The 15293-nt window shown below is 56.3% G+C and carries 18 protein-coding genes; all 18 read right to left on the bottom strand.

Annotation, left to right across the window (positions count from 1 at the left end):
- Nucleotides 1-11: 11 nt before the first annotated feature.
- Entirely contained in the window at nt 12-1739 is a 1728-nt protein-coding gene (locus ABC395_RS03990) for an ABC transporter ATP-binding protein (protein ID WP_413000887.1), read from the bottom strand.
- Nucleotides 1740-1753: 14 nt separating this feature from the next.
- Nucleotides 1754-3502: an ABC transporter ATP-binding protein gene (locus ABC395_RS03985; protein ID WP_413000885.1), complete on the bottom strand. Its 1749-nt coding sequence runs from the start codon at nt 3500-3502 to the stop codon at nt 1754-1756.
- Nucleotides 3503-3508: 6 nt separating this feature from the next.
- Nucleotides 3509-4354 (bottom strand): sugar phosphate isomerase/epimerase family protein, encoded by an 846-nt coding sequence (locus ABC395_RS03980; RefSeq protein WP_413000884.1) that lies wholly within the window; start codon nt 4352-4354, stop codon nt 3509-3511.
- A 196-nt stretch (nt 4355-4550) separates the two neighbouring features.
- Nucleotides 4551-4928, bottom strand: a complete 378-nt coding sequence (locus ABC395_RS03975; protein WP_413000882.1) for a VOC family protein — start codon at nt 4926-4928, stop codon at nt 4551-4553.
- Between the two features lie 174 nt (nt 4929-5102).
- A complete protein-coding gene (gene acpS / locus ABC395_RS03970; RefSeq protein WP_413000880.1) occupies nt 5103-5480 on the bottom strand; it encodes a holo-ACP synthase in 378 nt (125 codons plus the stop codon).
- On the bottom strand, nt 5477-6685 hold the full coding sequence (locus ABC395_RS03965) for a glycosyltransferase (protein WP_413000879.1): 1209 nt from the start codon (nt 6683-6685) through the stop codon (nt 5477-5479). The genes acpS and ABC395_RS03965 overlap by 4 nt, the downstream gene beginning before the upstream one ends.
- Nucleotides 6682-7425, bottom strand: a complete 744-nt coding sequence (locus ABC395_RS03960; RefSeq protein ID WP_413000877.1) for a glycosyltransferase family 2 protein — start codon at nt 7423-7425, stop codon at nt 6682-6684. The genes ABC395_RS03965 and ABC395_RS03960 overlap by 4 nt, the downstream gene beginning before the upstream one ends.
- The gene (locus tag ABC395_RS03955; RefSeq protein ID WP_413000876.1) at nt 7422-7769 is read right to left on the bottom strand and encodes a 5' nucleotidase, NT5C type; all 348 of its coding nucleotides are present in this window, start codon (nt 7767-7769) and stop codon (nt 7422-7424) included. The genes ABC395_RS03960 and ABC395_RS03955 overlap by 4 nt, the downstream gene beginning before the upstream one ends.
- A gap of 75 nt (nt 7770-7844) precedes the next feature.
- Nucleotides 7845-8879 carry a BtrH N-terminal domain-containing protein gene (locus tag ABC395_RS03950; RefSeq protein ID WP_413000874.1) on the bottom strand — a complete coding sequence of 345 codons (1035 nt, stop codon included), beginning with the start codon at nt 8877-8879 and terminating at the stop codon, nt 7845-7847.
- 217 nt (nt 8880-9096) lie between these two features.
- On the bottom strand, nt 9097-9369 hold the full coding sequence (locus ABC395_RS03945; protein WP_413000873.1) for a hypothetical protein: 273 nt from the start codon (nt 9367-9369) through the stop codon (nt 9097-9099).
- A gap of 100 nt (nt 9370-9469) precedes the next feature.
- The gene (locus ABC395_RS03940) at nt 9470-10042 is read right to left on the bottom strand and encodes a hypothetical protein (RefSeq protein ID WP_413000871.1); all 573 of its coding nucleotides are present in this window, start codon (nt 10040-10042) and stop codon (nt 9470-9472) included.
- An 82-nt stretch (nt 10043-10124) separates the two neighbouring features.
- Nucleotides 10125-10400 (bottom strand): hypothetical protein, encoded by a 276-nt coding sequence (locus ABC395_RS03935; protein WP_413000869.1) that lies wholly within the window; start codon nt 10398-10400, stop codon nt 10125-10127.
- Between the two features lie 181 nt (nt 10401-10581).
- Nucleotides 10582-10860, bottom strand: a complete 279-nt coding sequence (locus ABC395_RS03930) for a hypothetical protein (RefSeq protein ID WP_413000867.1) — start codon at nt 10858-10860, stop codon at nt 10582-10584.
- Between the two features lie 184 nt (nt 10861-11044).
- Nucleotides 11045-11314: a hypothetical protein gene (locus tag ABC395_RS03925; protein ID WP_413000865.1), complete on the bottom strand. Its 270-nt coding sequence runs from the start codon at nt 11312-11314 to the stop codon at nt 11045-11047.
- 80 nt (nt 11315-11394) lie between these two features.
- Nucleotides 11395-12336, bottom strand: coding sequence for a protein kinase family protein (locus ABC395_RS03920; protein WP_413000864.1), 942 nt, complete (start codon nt 12334-12336; stop codon nt 11395-11397).
- Between the two features lie 20 nt (nt 12337-12356).
- The gene (locus ABC395_RS03915) at nt 12357-13028 is read right to left on the bottom strand and encodes a helix-turn-helix transcriptional regulator (protein ID WP_413000862.1); all 672 of its coding nucleotides are present in this window, start codon (nt 13026-13028) and stop codon (nt 12357-12359) included.
- A gap of 332 nt (nt 13029-13360) precedes the next feature.
- Nucleotides 13361-13654, bottom strand: coding sequence for a hypothetical protein (locus ABC395_RS03910; RefSeq protein WP_413000860.1), 294 nt, complete (start codon nt 13652-13654; stop codon nt 13361-13363).
- A 29-nt stretch (nt 13655-13683) separates the two neighbouring features.
- Nucleotides 13684-15270, bottom strand: a complete 1587-nt coding sequence (locus tag ABC395_RS03905) for a M2 family metallopeptidase (RefSeq protein WP_413000859.1) — start codon at nt 15268-15270, stop codon at nt 13684-13686.
- Nucleotides 15271-15293: the final 23 nt, after the last annotated feature.

Genomic DNA, 15293 nt, shown 5'->3' with positions numbered 1-15293 from the left:
TCACCGCAGGTTTACGGCCGCTCCCATAAGCGCCGCATTTCTTCCGAAGACCGCAGAAGTTCGTCCAGGGTGCCCTGTCCCTCAACCCTGCCGTCCTTCAGAACGACGATATGATCCGCTCTCTCGAAAGCGGCCCTACGGTGGGAAACGACCAGGAAGGTTGTTTCCCGGAGCTGGTCCAGCCGCTTCCACAGCTCGTTTTCCGTCCGGGCGTCCAGGGCGCTGGACAAGTCATCCAGAACGAGAAGGCTGCTCTCCCGGACAAACATCCGGGCCGCCGCCGTCCGTTGAATCTGGCCGCCGGACAGTTTCACTCCCTTCACGCCGACGACAGTATCGAGGCCGTTTTCCAGCTGGCAGACGTCCTTTTCCAGCACGGCCCGATAAACCGCCTCCCCAAGCCGTTCTTCGGCCAGTCCAAGCAGAATATTTTCCTTCAGGGAACCGTTGAAAAGACCCGGCACCTGCGGGGTATAAGCGGCCCGCGGCGGCGTGAAAAACCGGTCCGGCTCCTCCACTTTCTCCAGGTTCCAGCGTATTTCCCCGGCGTCCGCCGGCAACAGGCCGAGCAGCGTCCGCAGCAGGGTCGTTTTACCGGAACCGTTCCGTCCCGTAACGACCACAAACGATCCTCCCGGAATGTGGAGGTCTATGTCCCGGATTCCCCTGTCCGTACCGCTGTGACGGTAAGTCAGCCCTCCGGTTTCCAGCAGCCGCAGCTTCTCCGGACAAGCGGGAAGGCCGGGCGACGGCCGTGAAGCTTCTTCCTCCGGGTCCGGTGTCCTCCGGGCGAGCAGCGAACCGGGCGGGGCTCCCTGCAGAAGATGGAGAAGCCTGTCTACTGACACTCGCGCCTGCCTGTAGGTTTTCAAGAGATGACCCGCGTACTGGACAAACCCGGTCATAACACCGATATAAGCGACGAACAGGGCGAAGTTCCCCACGGTCAGCGCACCTGTCCCCGAAAGAAAAGCGGCTGCCAGCAGAATGAACCCCGTTCCGGTCTGCAAGGTGTTCGTAAAAACGGCCGAGACGGTCCCGTCCAGCAGCCTTTCCCGCAGAACGGCCCTCATGCGCGTCTCTCCGAGAGACCGGAAGCGGCGGGTTACGAACGTTTCTGCATTCTGGAGCCGGATTGCCTGGGCAGCGCCGCATACTTCCCCGATAAAGCCCGATATTCCGCTCTCGGCTTTCCGGGAAGCTTCCCGTCTTTTTTGCAGAGAAGCCGCAGCCCATTGACCGAGACCCAGAATAAACACAAGCGGTAAAAAAACGAGCAGGGTTATGCCGGGAGAAGCCGACCATAAAATGACGCCGGCCGCAGCCGCAAGCAGAGCTTTGACAGGCAGCAGGTTGTACAAACGCAGCAGATTCGCCAGCTCCTCCACATCGTCCCGGAACGTCGAGACGGCTTCGCCCGTCGTGTAAGGGATGGACCGGGCGCCGGGCCGCTTAAGAATATGCTCCAGCAGATTTTGCCGGATCAGGCTCTTAACGCGGAAGTTCAGCTCCGTCTCCGTCCGGGTCCCCCACATGATGGCCCCTGCCGAGACAAGCGCGTTCACGGCCAGCAGCGCGATGACGAACCACACCCCGCCCGCCTCCTCCCCAGTGCCTGCCAGCTTGTCGAAAACCAGCTTGACCAGCAGCCCGGCGATGAGGGGAGACAGATTGAACGGCAGCCAGATGGCGGCCCCTCTCCAGAAAAGTCCGGGATGGCTCGCCGACAACCTCCACATCAGCCGAAGCGGGCTCATACCGTCCGGTTGCGCAGGCTTTGGCGCAGCAGCCGGGAATAGCGCGAATCGGGATCTTCCAGCAGGTTCCCCTGGAGACCGTTCTCCGCAATCCGCCCGCCGTCCATCACCATGATCCGGTCTACATGCCGGAGCGTACTCAGCCGGTGGGCGATCAGGATAGCCGTTCTTCCCCGGAGCAGCTTCCTGACGGCAAGGTCGAGCTTGTCTTCCGTTGCCGGATCGAGACGGGAAGAAGCTTCATCCAGAATGATGAGCCCCGGGTCTTTGAGAAAAACACGCGCGAATGCCAGCAGCTGGGCCTCGCCTGCGGACAGTCCGCCTCCTCCGGCTTCCAGCTGCGTATCCAAGCCTTGCGGGAGCGCCCGGTACCAGCCGTCCAGGCTTAAGTCGGTAAGCAAGCTGACAATTTTCCCGTCCGGGATGCTTGAGTTAAAGAAAGCCAAATTATCCCGGACCGTGCCTTTAAAAATCTGCACGTCCTGTGTGACGATGCCTACTCGCTCCCTCAACGCAGACAGCTTGACGCGCCTTATGTCGGTGCCGCCCAGAGATACTGCTCCCGACTGGGGATCGTAAAGGCGCAGAAGCAGCCTGGCGATCGAAGTTTTGCCGCTTCCCGTTCGGCCTACTATGCCGAGCGTTTCGCCCGCCTCCAGCTTGAACCCGATTCCTTGCAGCACCGGTTCGCCGGAAGTATAGCCGAATGTAACGCCGCTGAATTCGACGGACAGCGCTCCTTCTTCGAGGGCGTCCGCCTCCTCCGCGGGATCGCCCACCTTCGGCCGGACTTCGAACAACTGCCGGATCCGTTCGATATTGGCCGAAGCCCGCTGCAGGGCGCCCAGCTCCAGCCGGATAGTATCGATAGGTCCGACCAGCATAACCGTGTACATCATAATCATGTAGAGAGTTCCGGGGCTTGCCGCACCGGTGTGCCACAGCCAAGAGCTTACGCCGAATGTGAGAATGGTGCTTATACCGAGCAGCAGCATGGAACTCATCCACATGACGGTGAAAGCGCCGCCGGCTTCCATATGAAGAGGCAGCCATTGATTGAGAAGCGCTTTAAACTTTCGCATCACATACCCCGACGCACCGCTTGAGCGGGTATCTTCCGTATTCGTCAGCTGTTCGCCGATAAATCCGAAGAAAGCGGAGGACGTCTCGCCGACACGGACCCAATAAGGAAGCGCGTAATCCCGAAGGAGGTAATATACAAGCGCCGCACCGGCCACAAACAAGGTCATAACGGCCCCGACGACCCAGTGGACGTTGTAAAGAACGATAAGGGTAACGGCCAGAAGCACCAGATTATTCGTAAAGCGGACCACAAATTTATAAAAAAACTCAGCCAGCCCGTTGACCGCTCCGTCCACGCGATCCAGCAGTTCTCCCGGGCCGTATTGATGGAAGAAAGCAATATCCTGCCCCAGACAATGCCGCATCAGCCGGCTGCGTAAGTTGTTGGCGGCCGACCAGCCGACATGCTCTCCGATATAGTCGGAAGCCAGCGAAAGAATCTGATAACACACGCCCAGCAGGATGAACAGAACAATGAATGTTTCCTCGGGCTCTGGTGAATCCAGGGAATCAAAGTACTTCATTAACAGCCAGGGAATGGTAAGCTGTACGGCAATATTGGCGGCCAGCAGCAGCGCCAACAGTGCGAAGCTGCTTTTGTGCCGTTTCAGATAGGGGCCGACCAGGCGAAAATAAGGGAGGATCGGTAACTTTGTCCACATATCCGTCTATTTTCTTCCTTTCTTGACTGAATTTCGTTTTTCATTCTTCAGAAACTCCAGAGAAAGACGTATAGCTTCACCCGGCGGACAAGAAACCTCGTCCATTTCCAGGGTCAGAAACCCCCGGAAGTCATGCACGGTCAGGTCCTGCAGAAGAGAAGGAAGATCAAGCATCCCTCCTCCCAGCTCCGTAAAAAGGGATTTACGGTTGCCCGGCCGGCCGTTCCTTGAGCCGCCTTCTGCAGGACGGGCATCTTTCACGTGCAGGGCCGTTATTTTCGGGCCGTACCGCTCCAGCAGGTGCCGCATCTCGATACCGGCTTCGTGAAGATGCCCCACATCGGGGACCAGCCCGAGACCGCCGGGTGCCCGCTCCATGACGTAATCGATTTCCTCCCGCGTATAAATGCAGTGCGAAATGTGCGGATGAATAGCTGCGGCTATCCCGTAAAAGCTGTACCGCTTGTGAATTTCGGCCACCATGGCCACCATCCGGAGCCGGTCTTCCCCGGTCCAGCCCTTTTTCAGCCGGATGCCGGGACCCAGAATCACCCGGCCGATGCCGGCCGACTCCAATACTCTCGCCAGCCGGTCATGGTGAAAATAGATTTCCCGGCGCCGGTTCCAGCCGGCGAAATGCCCGAATTCGAATACACCGGACACGCTGTGGCCCGTTTCGTTCAGCAGCTCCCGCCACCGGTTGATTTCCCGCTCAAAAGGCATAAGCAGCCGGCTGCCGATTTCTATATAGGCCACATCCAGCGCGGCCAGCTCTTTAAGGCCGTTCCGGTAGGCCTCTCCCCATGGAGTGAGCTGGCACGAAACTTTTGAGCGATGAAAAACTTGTGTCATTTTCCCGCACCTTCAATGTCTTTGATAAGCTTCGCCGGATAGTCCGCTGCCCGGGTTCGCCGTATAGGTTTATTGTAGGTTTCCGCCGTCCGTTCTTCTCGGGTTTCCATGCGTAATGCTGCGGGTTTAAGCTGTACGTCTGCCGGAAAACGCAAAAAAACCGGCCCCTTCCGGGTACCGGTCGCTTGACTCGCTTTTAAGCCTCCGCCAGCTGTAAAACGCCGATGAAGTTATCGTTAATGTCGTAAAATTTCAGAAACTTGGCGAAGCCGCCGTCATCGAAGCTGACGATTCTGACCTGCTCTTCTTCCAGCCTGCGGGCAAGGAGATCAATCTCATTGGTCCGGAAAAAAATGACCGGCATGGTCTCCCCGTCTTTGTCAAAATGTGCGGATGAATAGTCGTTAGACTGCCACAGCATTAAATTGGGGCCGTTCTCCAGTTTCAGCATCGCACATTCCCCGTAGTTGTCGAGCAGGGTACAGCCGAACATTTTCCCATACCACTCGATAGACTGCTCCAAGTTTGAAACAGGCAGTTGAACATGATCTATTCCGGTCAAAGTTTGGGTCACGGGATCAGCTCCTTGACGTATTTAGGAACACGCTTCCATAATTGGATGTAACATATTTACATCTTACCGTCCGGACTGTGCGAGCGTCAAGCGATCATGAACCCGAGACTCCACGGCAAAAAAGCCTGTCGGCTGCCTCCGGCGGAGACAATTCAACAGACTGCGCAACTTGGTTTATGCCTTGCAGAGAATCACCTGACCGAGCGCATATTCCCCCGAATGGGAGATGCTTATGTAGACATGAAGTCCGAGCCGTTCTCGTTCTTCCTCCGCCATCCCGTGCAGGATAAGTTCAGGCTGACCGGAGGATCGGTTAACCACTTCGAGATCTTTAAATAAGTACCTCCCGCCCAGTCCGGAACCCATCGCTTTCATAAACGCTTCTTTGACGGCCCACCTTGCCGCAAGATGCCGGGCGGGACAGGCATGCCTGCTGCAATAAGCCCGCTCGCGGTCCGTAAACACTTTCCGGAGGAAGTTCTCCCCCTGTCTCTCCATCGCCTGTTCAAGCTGGGCGATCGTTTGCAAATCCACGCCGATACCGTAAATCATAGCTCCTCCAGGGCCAGCGCCCGCCGTTCCATAAGCGACATGCACCGCTTGTAGATTTCCCTTGCTCCCCCGTAATTACGGCTCCGGATCAGCGAGGCAAGTTCCCCGGCCCGTTCTTTGTAGCCGTCCTCGCTCACATACATGGAAAGCTTATATAAATGATCGGCCGTAAACGTTCCCGGCAGCATATACTCTCCCGCTCCCATTTCCTGCACCTTGCGGGCGTTAAACTCCCGCTCCGTGTGAGTGGGCAGGATAAGCGAGGGAATCCCCCTCATGATGGCCGACAGACAGCTCCCGTGCCCCCCGTGGTGGATAAACAACCGGCAGTTCTTCAGCATAGCCGAATTAAAATAGGGGATGATCCTGATGTTCCGGGGTAGCCCCGTCTTCAGACTCTCCGGGAGCCCGTCGCCGCCGGCTATCAGAACCGGCTCCTTTTTTCCCCCGAATGCCTCCACGACATGGTTCAGCAGCCCCAATCCCGTAGCGCCCGCGGTATCCTGGAGCCTGCCCGGATAGACGAGGACAAACGGGTCTTCCGGAAGACGGGCGGCGGCAGGACCGGCAGCCGGATACTCGATGGGGCCCACATAACGAACCCCGTTCGTGCGGACAGGGTCCATCTCCGGAATTCCCGGAATAAAGTTGAGCGTCCCCGCGTTAAGCTGTTCCATGACGCGGATGTCCGGCAGGCCCAGCCTGCCCAGTATCCGGTTGACGACCGGCGTCACTCTCGGCAGATTACGGGGAGGCCGTCCCCAGTAATGCATGGGCTGACCGTCCGGATGGAAACAGGACTGGGTGATCGAGGCAACCGGGATACCCAGATAGCGGGCCGCGATTGCCGTATGGGGACTCATGTCGGTAATAACCAGATCGGGGTTGAATTTCTCCAGCATCCGGATCCGGTGCTGAATCCAGGCCCCGGTGAAATCCGGGTCGAGCAGGCCCGCTCCCGCATAATAATGGTCCAGATTATAGAAGACCGGGCCCCCGGTTATCATTTTCCCGGGAGACGGAACGGCCGGGTCGTCATCCGGCAGATGTTTGAAGCCTCTGCTTTCAATAAAAGCCGCACTGCTTTCCCCGTATATGCTGAAAGCGGCAGTGTGCCCGGAACGCCGGAAGTGCTCGGCCACCGGCAGACACCGGAGCACGGGGCCAAGCCCGCCGCTTAAACCGAAAAAGATCCGTTTCGTCATGTCCCATCACTCTCCCGCTTTCTGTAGTTTCTTGTGAAATGAGCAATCTCGTCCGGTGTTCCCAGCGGAAAGCACCGGTCCGCCTGATCCGCAACGACGGTCAGCCCCCGCCCGATCAGCCGATTGTACAGCGGAGCCACGTAGACTTCGCACTCCTCCGTTCCCTGGCGTACGGCTTCCTCCGCCGACTCCAGAAACAGCCCGGCTTTCCGGAAATAGTAGAGTCCCGTCGTCGCGCGGTTTGAAATCACCCGCTTTTCCCTGACCTCCGTAACCCGGTCATGCCCGTCTGTCCGCACGTAGCTGTAGGCGGGGTTCGCGGAAGCAAACACCGAGATAATCCCGTCCGCCTCGTTTCCCCTGGCGCGGATCGTTCCGCCTATGGAAGATTCCGTATACGTATCGCAGTTGTAGATGAGAAGGGGCCGGTCGGGATCAAGACACGCTTCCGCGCTTAACACCGTCTCCGCCTGTCCTCCCGTAACTTCGGGCAGAGAGAGGATATCGGCATTCCCGCAGCAGCTTGCGATGACCTCCTCCAGTTCTCCCTGCTCCAGATGATCTTCCAGACAGACGAACAAAATTTTATTCCCCGGAAAATGCGGCATTAAACTTTCCAGCGCCCACTGCAGCATCGGCTTCCCCGCGACGGGGATAAGCATCTTCGGAACGGATATGCCCGCATTGCGGAAGCGCTGTCCTCGTCCCGCCATCGGAATTACAATCTGGACAGGCTTCATCCGATCTTCAGCCGTTTCAGAACCTCGTCCCAGCTCCGGTAAGTCAGGGCCAGGTCATCCACGTACACGTCGCCGTAAGGCTTGCCGAAAACAATCTCGTCGTAGGGGATCTCATACCGTTCCAGCCAGTCCAGTGTCAGGCCGCCGACCCGGGCAAGAACTTCCCCGACATTTCCTTGGCACGTTTTCATATGACGGGCCGTGTGGATGATGATCTGATGCCCTTCTTCTTTCAGCCTGTGCAGTGCTTCGACGGAACCCGGTAAAGGCGTAACATCCGCATACGACTCCCCTTCTTTTTTCAAGGTGCAAATAGTTCCGTCCAAATCCAGTACGATCCGCATCGTACACCTCCATTCTTTGCCTACAATAATCGTACCAGAGAGGACCTGACAAGAATCAGACTCCTTTGCGGGATATTAGGCGGTTGTTGATTTATCCTTGCGGATGTGAACTGCCGGACCGGTCTCCCTCCGGTGCAGCCACTGCTGCAGCAGGGCGGTATTTTCGGCTTCCTTCTGTTTCACCCGCTCCATCCGGCTCAATATCCGTTCTTCGAAAGCCTGGAACTGATTTACCGTCGCGGCACGCATAAGCAAATTAGCCGCCACCATCCAGCTTTGGTCGGCCTCCAGATACGATTCGGCGAGGGCGTCCTCTCCGATAGCTTTCAGTAAATTGTGGTGATGATAGCGGGAATTGGCGATCTCCCTGAAGCCATCGTACAAATAACTGGCCGCCTTAAACTTGACGGAGTCTTCTTCGATCGTTTTCAGGCTTTTTATTTTCCCGCAAATAGGTTCGAAAGCGGCGAGTCCCGGATAGCTGCCGGGCGGACAATCGTAGGTGACGGCTCCCTGCATATTCGCCTGATTGTCTTTAATCACGCTTTCGCAAAAGGCGGGCGTAATTTCTCCGGGAGCGGCTCCGTCCGTTTTTTTCAGAGACCAGACATACAACCGTTTATAAAACACGCTGTCCAGCGAAGCGTCGAAAATGGCCTGAAGTTCGGACTCATCGAGAAAGCCGTGATATTCGTAATAATGATCGCAGATCTCGAACTTGCCTTCTTTATGACCGATAACCTCCAAAGCGTGCGGAAAATGGGTTCTTTTATAAAAGCCGCTGTACGGTAAATAAAAAATATCGGACTCGATGATAGCGCTCCTTCCGCCGGCAAGAGCCTCTTTCAAAGTCCGCATATACTCGCTTCCCGCAGAAGATCCTTTCTTATGCAGCCGCGCTCCGAACAGCCCGTACACAAAATCGTCCAACTGCCGGTAATACGGGCTGATTTGAAACTCATCCTCGTCCTCCGTATCGCAGTAAAATAAGCCCGCCTGATTGAACAAATAAACCAGATGGGCATCTTCAACGGGAAGCCGCTTCAACAGAGCGGCGATATTGACGTAGAAACAATTCAACCGGAATTCTTTATATAAGGTAAACGTCATCCGTCTTTCCACCTCCGTTAAGCTGTAATAAGACCGGTTTCCATCGCTTCGCACATGAGAGAAAGAGATAAGCCCGGTTAAGGCTTATCTCTTCCGGTCATCGGAGCCTGCTGCCACGCTCCCTTAACATTTCAGAACAAAGCCTGCGCAAACCGGTTTTCACCTAAAAACGGGAGACTGCCCGTGCGGGATCGTCTCACCCGGTTTGTCCAGGCACCTAGGACAAGCATTTCGCGCACATCGGCGATACGCCCGAAACCGTATATTCTCCCGGTTCCCGCAAGCTCGGATCGGACGCTTTCTTCGCTGTCTGCAAGCTTGAATACGTGTCTTCGGACGCGGATACCGTCCGGTTCTGCTGAACGTCCGCAAATGCCGTTTGCGCCTGGATTAACGCGGGCTGCCCGGCGCTGACGTCCAGGGCCGTCCCTATGGCGGGAGACACCAGCACAGCGGTCGCAATAAGAAACTTAGCGGTCGTTTCCTTCATTTCATCCATCCTCCTTTCTTCTGGACTGCCGGCTCTCCTTCAGTATAAGAGGTATGCCGGTGGAGTCCTCGGCGGTATCCCTCCCATGATTAGGAAAAAATTACCTTTCCCCCGGTGTCGAAATACTTTCAAGCGTCATGCCGAACACATGCATGCAGGGATTGTCCTCAAACGTAATTCGGTTGATCTCCACCGGGCGGTCTAAGGTAATCCCGTCATACCAGAGCTTGGGGGATCTGTGAGTAAGAGGGCCATCCAACGTATGTAGGCAGGACGCTTGGATTACACATTCGTTGCGAGGGAAAGGAACCTCCGAAATAAAATGGGATAACAGGACCTTCTCCTTCGAGACCTCCTTCTCATCCAGCATCAAATACACATAGTCCGCCATATTGGCGTCGCTTGAGGTGCCGAGAAGATGAATCCGGGTCACCTGCTGCCGGGGGAACTGGATAGACTGACCCTCCGTGACGATATTATCGAAAGAATGCCTTTTGAAGAGAACGAACGGTATTTCTTTAAATTCGAAGGGGTCGTCAAATTGAAAAGCTTCTTCCGGAAAGGAAGCCCTGGCGGAGCTTAAATAACCTTCATGATAGTTATGGCTGCCTGTCGTTCCGCAGTTATTCAAGCAGGATCTCAGATCCAGACAAGTAAACATCCGTTGATTCATGTACTCCCTCCAATCTTCATCGCGTGCAAAAGCGGGAAAAGAGATAAGCTTCTTCCCGCTTATCTCTCTCCATCAGGTCCGCTTATCTTTTCATAGCCAGATTAAACACAAAAGATGGTGCCGCCCCGGCGAATTCTTCCACGCCGGCGACAGCGGCCGAATGAGTCGGGGACGCTGTATCCGCAGCGGCAGGTTCGAACTCTTGGGAAGCCGCCACAGGCGTGCTTGCGCTTTCAGCGTTTATCGAAGGCTGACTCGCGGCCGCCGCAGCGTGCGCGCTCACGTTCACAGCGGTTCCGGCGGCGGGTGCCATAAGAATAGCGGTGGCGATTATAAATCTGGACGTCTTCTCTTTCATCCGTTTCACCTCCTTTACCCCGGTAACTACCTCTTAAGTATAGAAAAATAAAGCCCCGTCCTCTCGGCTTTACCGGCTGACTTGGGCCTGCTAAAATTTCGTAACCCACGGTTCTCTCCGGTCTTAACGGAATGCTGAAAACGCAAAAGAGATAAGCGTCGGACGCTTATCTCTTTGCCGTTTACAGAGGAGTTTTCTTCAGAACGGCCGGGGATACAAAATTGTTGCCTCCGCCGAACTCCAGCAGCGCTTCCCGGGACTGGACGGCGCCGGTTTGTGTTAATGTGCCGGATGGTGCCGCCTGTACAGCCTGTACAGCCTGCACACCCTCGACGGCCGGTTGAACCGCCGTTTGGGACTGAACCGCCACGGTCTGGGCGCTTGCCTCCAGGGCAGTGCCTGCCGCGGGTGCCGCCAGAATAGCGGTAGCGATTATAAATTTAGACGTCATCTCTTTCATTCGTTTCACCTCCCTTTGCCTGGATAACTACCTCTTAAGTATAAAAAAGTAATGCCCCGCCCTCTCGGCTTTACCGGCTGACTTCAACCTGCTAAAATTTCGTAACCCACGGTTCCCTCCGGTCTTAACCAAATGCTGAAAAAGCAAAAGAGATAAGCGCCGGGCGCTTATCTCTTTTGACGGGTCATGCTGGAGTTTTGCCTATAACGGACGGGGTAAAATAGTTCGATCCGCCGAACTCCTGCAGTTTATCCCCGGAATCCGTCTTCACGCCGGAAATTCCGGCTTGGGACAACGTGCCGGACGGTGCCGCCTGTACAGCCACGCCGGACGGTTGAACCGCCTGCTGTGCCGAAGCCGCAACGGTTTGAGCGCTTGCCTCCAGAGCTGTTCCTGCCGCCGGTGACACGAGAATCGCTGTCGCGATCACAAATTTTGCTGCTGTCTGATTCATTCTTATCACTCTCCTTTTCTGTGGGTTCCTTTTCAGTATAGAAAAATACGCGCCGGAATCCTCGGCTTAACAAGGGGCCTCTAATCGGCGAAAATTTCATACAGCAGACGGGTTGCGACGGCGTACAAAGCAAGCTGTCGCTCGGGGCTCTCCCTGTGGAGAGGCAGCATCGAAAGGAACAGCAGCGCCTCAATCTTGGCGACATCGGGAAGACGCCCGCCCAGATACCGGTCCCAGTCGCGGAGCAGCCCCATCTGCCCGTCCGTAAAGGGGATTTCCAGCCGGATGTCATTGCCCTCCGTTTGCAGGGAATAACGGCCGTGAACGATCTGCTCGTACCCGTTCAGGCTGTGTCTGATCTTCGCCAGGTCGTACCGCCCGTCGCCGTAAATCCCCGGTCTGCCGAAGCTGCCCCGGGGATCTATCAGCTTCACGGTCTGTTTATCCGGTTCATACAGCACATTGGAGAAACAGAGATCGCCATGCAGGACCGCACCGGACGGATGATCGAGCAGGGAGAGGAAATCTCCCAGGTGGCTCTCGAAAATCCGGAAAGGGCAGAGCACCATCTCTCCGTTCAGCCGGTAATAACCCTGGTTGTAAAACCGTCTGGCCCTCTCGCTGCCGTTCAAAAAAGCCGCCATACGGGTGCGGGTCTTCCCGATATACATCTCGTACAAACTCGCCGGGTCCGGCTCGGCGGGGAAGCCGGCAAACCGGCTGAAGAGCTGATCCAGCCGGGCTAAGACACCCGGCCAGTCCTCCCGGTCCAGTCTCCCGCTCATGTACGATTCCGATAAAGTCGGAGCCTGAATATATTCAAGACGCAGATACACGGGATCCTGCAGCGAGTAGTCTTGAATAACGGGGGCGTACGTTTGTAATTCTTCCGGCAGGTTCAGATACCAGTTGATCTCGTCGCGGAGTTTCTTGTCATGGCGGCTCGTTTTGCAGACCGACTGTCCGTCCGGCCCCATCGTGAGCCGGTTGAAATAACGGGTGCGCAGCGGCTCCGTTCCCATAAAACTCCCCCTCCTTTCCGCTATCCGCAGGACGGCGCATCCCGCCTTTGTCCCCGGTAAACCGAAGGGTTCGTCCCGACCAGCCTTTTGAAAACCCGGCCGAAATGCGTTAAATCCCCATAGCCGACGGCGTAGCACACATCTGTAACCGGCACTCCTTTTTGCAGCATGGCCTTTGCCTTCTGGATGCGTTTGTTCATCACATATTCCTTAAAACCGAAGCCGAAATATTCTTTAAACATCCTGGAGTAATGACACCGGCTGACGAATATACTCGATGCCACTTTCTCCAAGGACAGATCGTTTTCGCATAGATTTTGCTCGATAAATTCGAGAGACTGATACAGCAGCGGCGAAATTTCTTGTTTGCCCGCTGAAGCGGCGGACGGCTTGGATAACAGTCCGACGGAATCAAGAAACGAATAGAACACGAACAGATCGCGTTTGTTCACTTTAAGCAGCACCATAATCGGGCTTTGCAGCCGGAGCTCCTCGATCTTCCATTCCTCGGGAAGCGATTCGTCGAAGGACAGGAAAACGAACAGCTTGTGAGCTTTTTCCTGCCGGCGTATCGAGCTTGCGACCGCATTAAAATCCGATTCGGCAATGATGGACATATGGGAAAACAACCTCTGTACCCGTTCAAACTCGTCTTCCTTAAGCTGATGGCTGATAATAAGTAGCACGTCCACTGGCACCCATTCCCCCTACACGTAATGGTTTCGGTGCCGTCATGGTATCAAACCGCAAGAAAGAAAGATCAGGTTCCCTTGCAGGACATTAGGATTTTTTTGACTATTTTAGAATTATATGAAAATTATTTCTTTCACTCTAAGCGGAGTGACAATCGTTCAAAATATCGTATATCTCGTAGAGCCCGTGACGAAGAAAGCCCGCTATCGCGGGCAAAGACCGGTCTTCTTCCCGCATGCGGCGGAAGTGGCGAAGTACCCGCTGATTATACGGAAACGGCAAACGGGAGGCGTTTCTGCACGCCTCCGGCACCTCAAAATGAAACCATTCGTCAAGCTCCTCCAGCTTCTCCGGCGTGATCGTTCCCCTCAGTACCTCCGACAAGCGGTCCAGCTGCCGGTTCAGGTTTTCGGCTGGCGTCCCCATCTCCGTCCCTCCGTTCCATGGCCATCACTTTAAGTCCGGGCTTGAACGCCTTGTCCGCGGCGGACAAGGGCAGCCGGCGGTAATAGTCCAGCTCCTCGGGCGTTAGCGTATAGGTCTTGACCTGGCTGTTAACCGGTTCGGAAGAATCCCGTTCCATACGGGAGACGACCGTCCTTTTCTGAATATGAATCGTAGCCATTAGCGTCATCCTCCTTAAGATACGTAAAATTAACCCCGCAGCTGACGGATCAGGAAAAGCGGGTTCAGGTCCTGCGAGGTTCCCGCCGCCAACAACTCCCGCCAGCTTGCCGAAGCTCCCGGACGGAACACTTCCTTCCGCAGATGCGCCAGCGCTTCTTTACCGTGCCATACCTTGAAACGGTCCTGAAGCGCTTGCTGAAACTGCGAGGCGGCCGCCTCGCCGAGCAGGTAATTGTAGTAATAGACCGGCAGCGTGGACAGATGCGCCTTGGCCGCCCAGTACGGATAATCCCATTCGGACGGCCGGGGTATCCCCTGCACGTCTTCCACAAGATCCCACCATAAGCCGTTCAAAGGCTGATCGGGATTTGCGTATAATTGTTTCTCGAACTCCACCAAAGTCAGCGTCCAATACAGCCTGACCAGCGTTTCTTTGCGCAGCCGCTCTTGTCCGGACCCGGCATCGCCACCCGCACCCGGCCCCGGCTCCCCGCCGAAAAGCTCCCGCTTCCATTCCTCATCCCACGCCAGCCTTTCCATCAGCAGAGCGGCGCCTTCACTCAGGAAAGGATGGGCCGGCTGGCGCAGCAGAAACGGAAGCGAAGGATCCAGCTCCTTCTCGAACAGGGCATGCCCCGTTTCGTGGAGCAGCACCGCAAGTCCCTTCGTGTCGGGAGACAGGTTGCAGGACATGCGGATATCCCCGCCCCGGTCCAGATTCAGGCAGCAGTTCGCCTGGCTTTTGCCCGGACGCTCCGCCAGATCCGCTCTGCGGAAAACGGCGCTCAGATCGAATCCGCGTTCCCGCAGCCACCCGGACACCTTGTCCGCCATTTCATCCGTACCCGCCGCAAGCGGCTCCTCCATCGCAAAGTGCGTCTGGAAAAACGGATGCGCGTAATGCCAGGAACGGACCTCGCTCCTCGCGATGTGAAACCGGTCGGCCAATTCCAGGTCGATCCCGCACTTCACCTCCCGGTAGGCGGAATCGAGGCCGCCCCGGATTTGCCGGATCAGCTCCGTCAGCGTATCGGGCCCGATTCCGGCGTTCTCCAGCTTCATCGCGAAGTAATCGTCATAGCCGAGCCGCCTGGCCGCCCGGTTGCGGAGCCTGACCAGCTCCAGCAGCTTGGGGGCGGTGAGCCCGCCCAGCCGCATGCCCGCCTGCCAGATCCCCTTACGCTGCCGGCTGTCGCTCAGCCTGCGCATCAGAACATGCGCCGCATGCTCCGACAGCAGGACGCCGCCCGCTTCCGCTCGGAACGTGCCGATCGTGTAGTGCAGATCGTTCCACAACGAAGCGGCGGTCTGCCTCTCGTCCGCCTCCATCCGGTATTCCGCCAGCTCAGCCTTCAATACTTGTAGCTGGCGCTCCTGCTCTGCGGACAGCCCCCGACGGTTCAGCCAATATTCCGCCTGCCCGCCCAGAACCGGAGAGGCAAGCGCCTCCTGATAAGCCTTCTCATCTTGTTCGCACTGCTTGACGTAGCGGAATTCGCCTGTCGTGATCACTTTCCAGAGCGAATTCATCATCGGGACGTATAAGCCGGCCAGCTCGCGGTTCGCTTTGTCAAGAAAAGAACCGGCTCCGGTCTGCAAATGTTTTTGAGACAATCGTCCTTCCCCCGTTTCGGTTT

It is taken from the genome of Paenibacillus canaveralius, from assembly GCF_047238265.1.
GTDB lineage: Bacteria > Bacillota > Bacilli > Paenibacillales > NBRC-103111 > Paenibacillus_F.
The sequence above is the reverse complement of the archived record's forward strand: the minus strand, read 5'-3'. Positions and strand labels throughout refer to the sequence as shown.

What these genes read in the sequence shown, in the direction of transcription:
- acpS (WP_413000880.1), bottom strand. Translation starts at nt 5,480, where the DNA reads ATGATTTACGGTATCGGCGTGGATTTGCAAACGATCGCCCAGCTTGAA.
- ABC395_RS03930 (WP_413000867.1), bottom strand. Translation starts at nt 10,860, where the DNA reads ATGAAAGAGATGACGTCTAAATTTATAATCGCTACCGCTATTCTGGCG.
- ABC395_RS03950 (WP_413000874.1), bottom strand. Translation starts at nt 8,879, where the DNA reads ATGACGTTTACCTTATATAAAGAATTCCGGTTGAATTGTTTCTACGTC.
- ABC395_RS03935 (WP_413000869.1), bottom strand. Translation starts at nt 10,400, where the DNA reads ATGAAAGAGAAGACGTCCAGATTTATAATCGCCACCGCTATTCTTATG.
- ABC395_RS03940 (WP_413000871.1), bottom strand. Translation starts at nt 10,042, where the DNA reads ATGAATCAACGGATGTTTACTTGTCTGGATCTGAGATCCTGCTTGAAT.
- ABC395_RS03910 (WP_413000860.1), bottom strand. Translation starts at nt 13,654, where the DNA reads ATGGCTACGATTCATATTCAGAAAAGGACGGTCGTCTCCCGTATGGAA.
- ABC395_RS03945 (WP_413000873.1), bottom strand. Translation starts at nt 9,369, where the DNA reads ATGAAGGAAACGACCGCTAAGTTTCTTATTGCGACCGCTGTGCTGGTG.
- ABC395_RS03920 (WP_413000864.1), bottom strand. Translation starts at nt 12,336, where the DNA reads ATGGGAACGGAGCCGCTGCGCACCCGTTATTTCAACCGGCTCACGATG.
- ABC395_RS03990 (WP_413000887.1), bottom strand. Translation starts at nt 1,739, where the DNA reads ATGTGGAGGTTGTCGGCGAGCCATCCCGGACTTTTCTGGAGAGGGGCC.
- ABC395_RS03960 (WP_413000877.1), bottom strand. Translation starts at nt 7,425, where the DNA reads ATGAAGCCTGTCCAGATTGTAATTCCGATGGCGGGACGAGGACAGCGC.
- ABC395_RS03985 (WP_413000885.1), bottom strand. Translation starts at nt 3,502, where the DNA reads ATGTGGACAAAGTTACCGATCCTCCCTTATTTTCGCCTGGTCGGCCCC.
- ABC395_RS03925 (WP_413000865.1), bottom strand. Translation starts at nt 11,314, where the DNA reads ATGAATCAGACAGCAGCAAAATTTGTGATCGCGACAGCGATTCTCGTG.
- ABC395_RS03980 (WP_413000884.1), bottom strand. Translation starts at nt 4,354, where the DNA reads ATGACACAAGTTTTTCATCGCTCAAAAGTTTCGTGCCAGCTCACTCCA.
- ABC395_RS03965 (WP_413000879.1), bottom strand. Translation starts at nt 6,685, where the DNA reads ATGACGAAACGGATCTTTTTCGGTTTAAGCGGCGGGCTTGGCCCCGTG.
- ABC395_RS03955 (WP_413000876.1), bottom strand. Translation starts at nt 7,769, where the DNA reads ATGCGGATCGTACTGGATTTGGACGGAACTATTTGCACCTTGAAAAAA.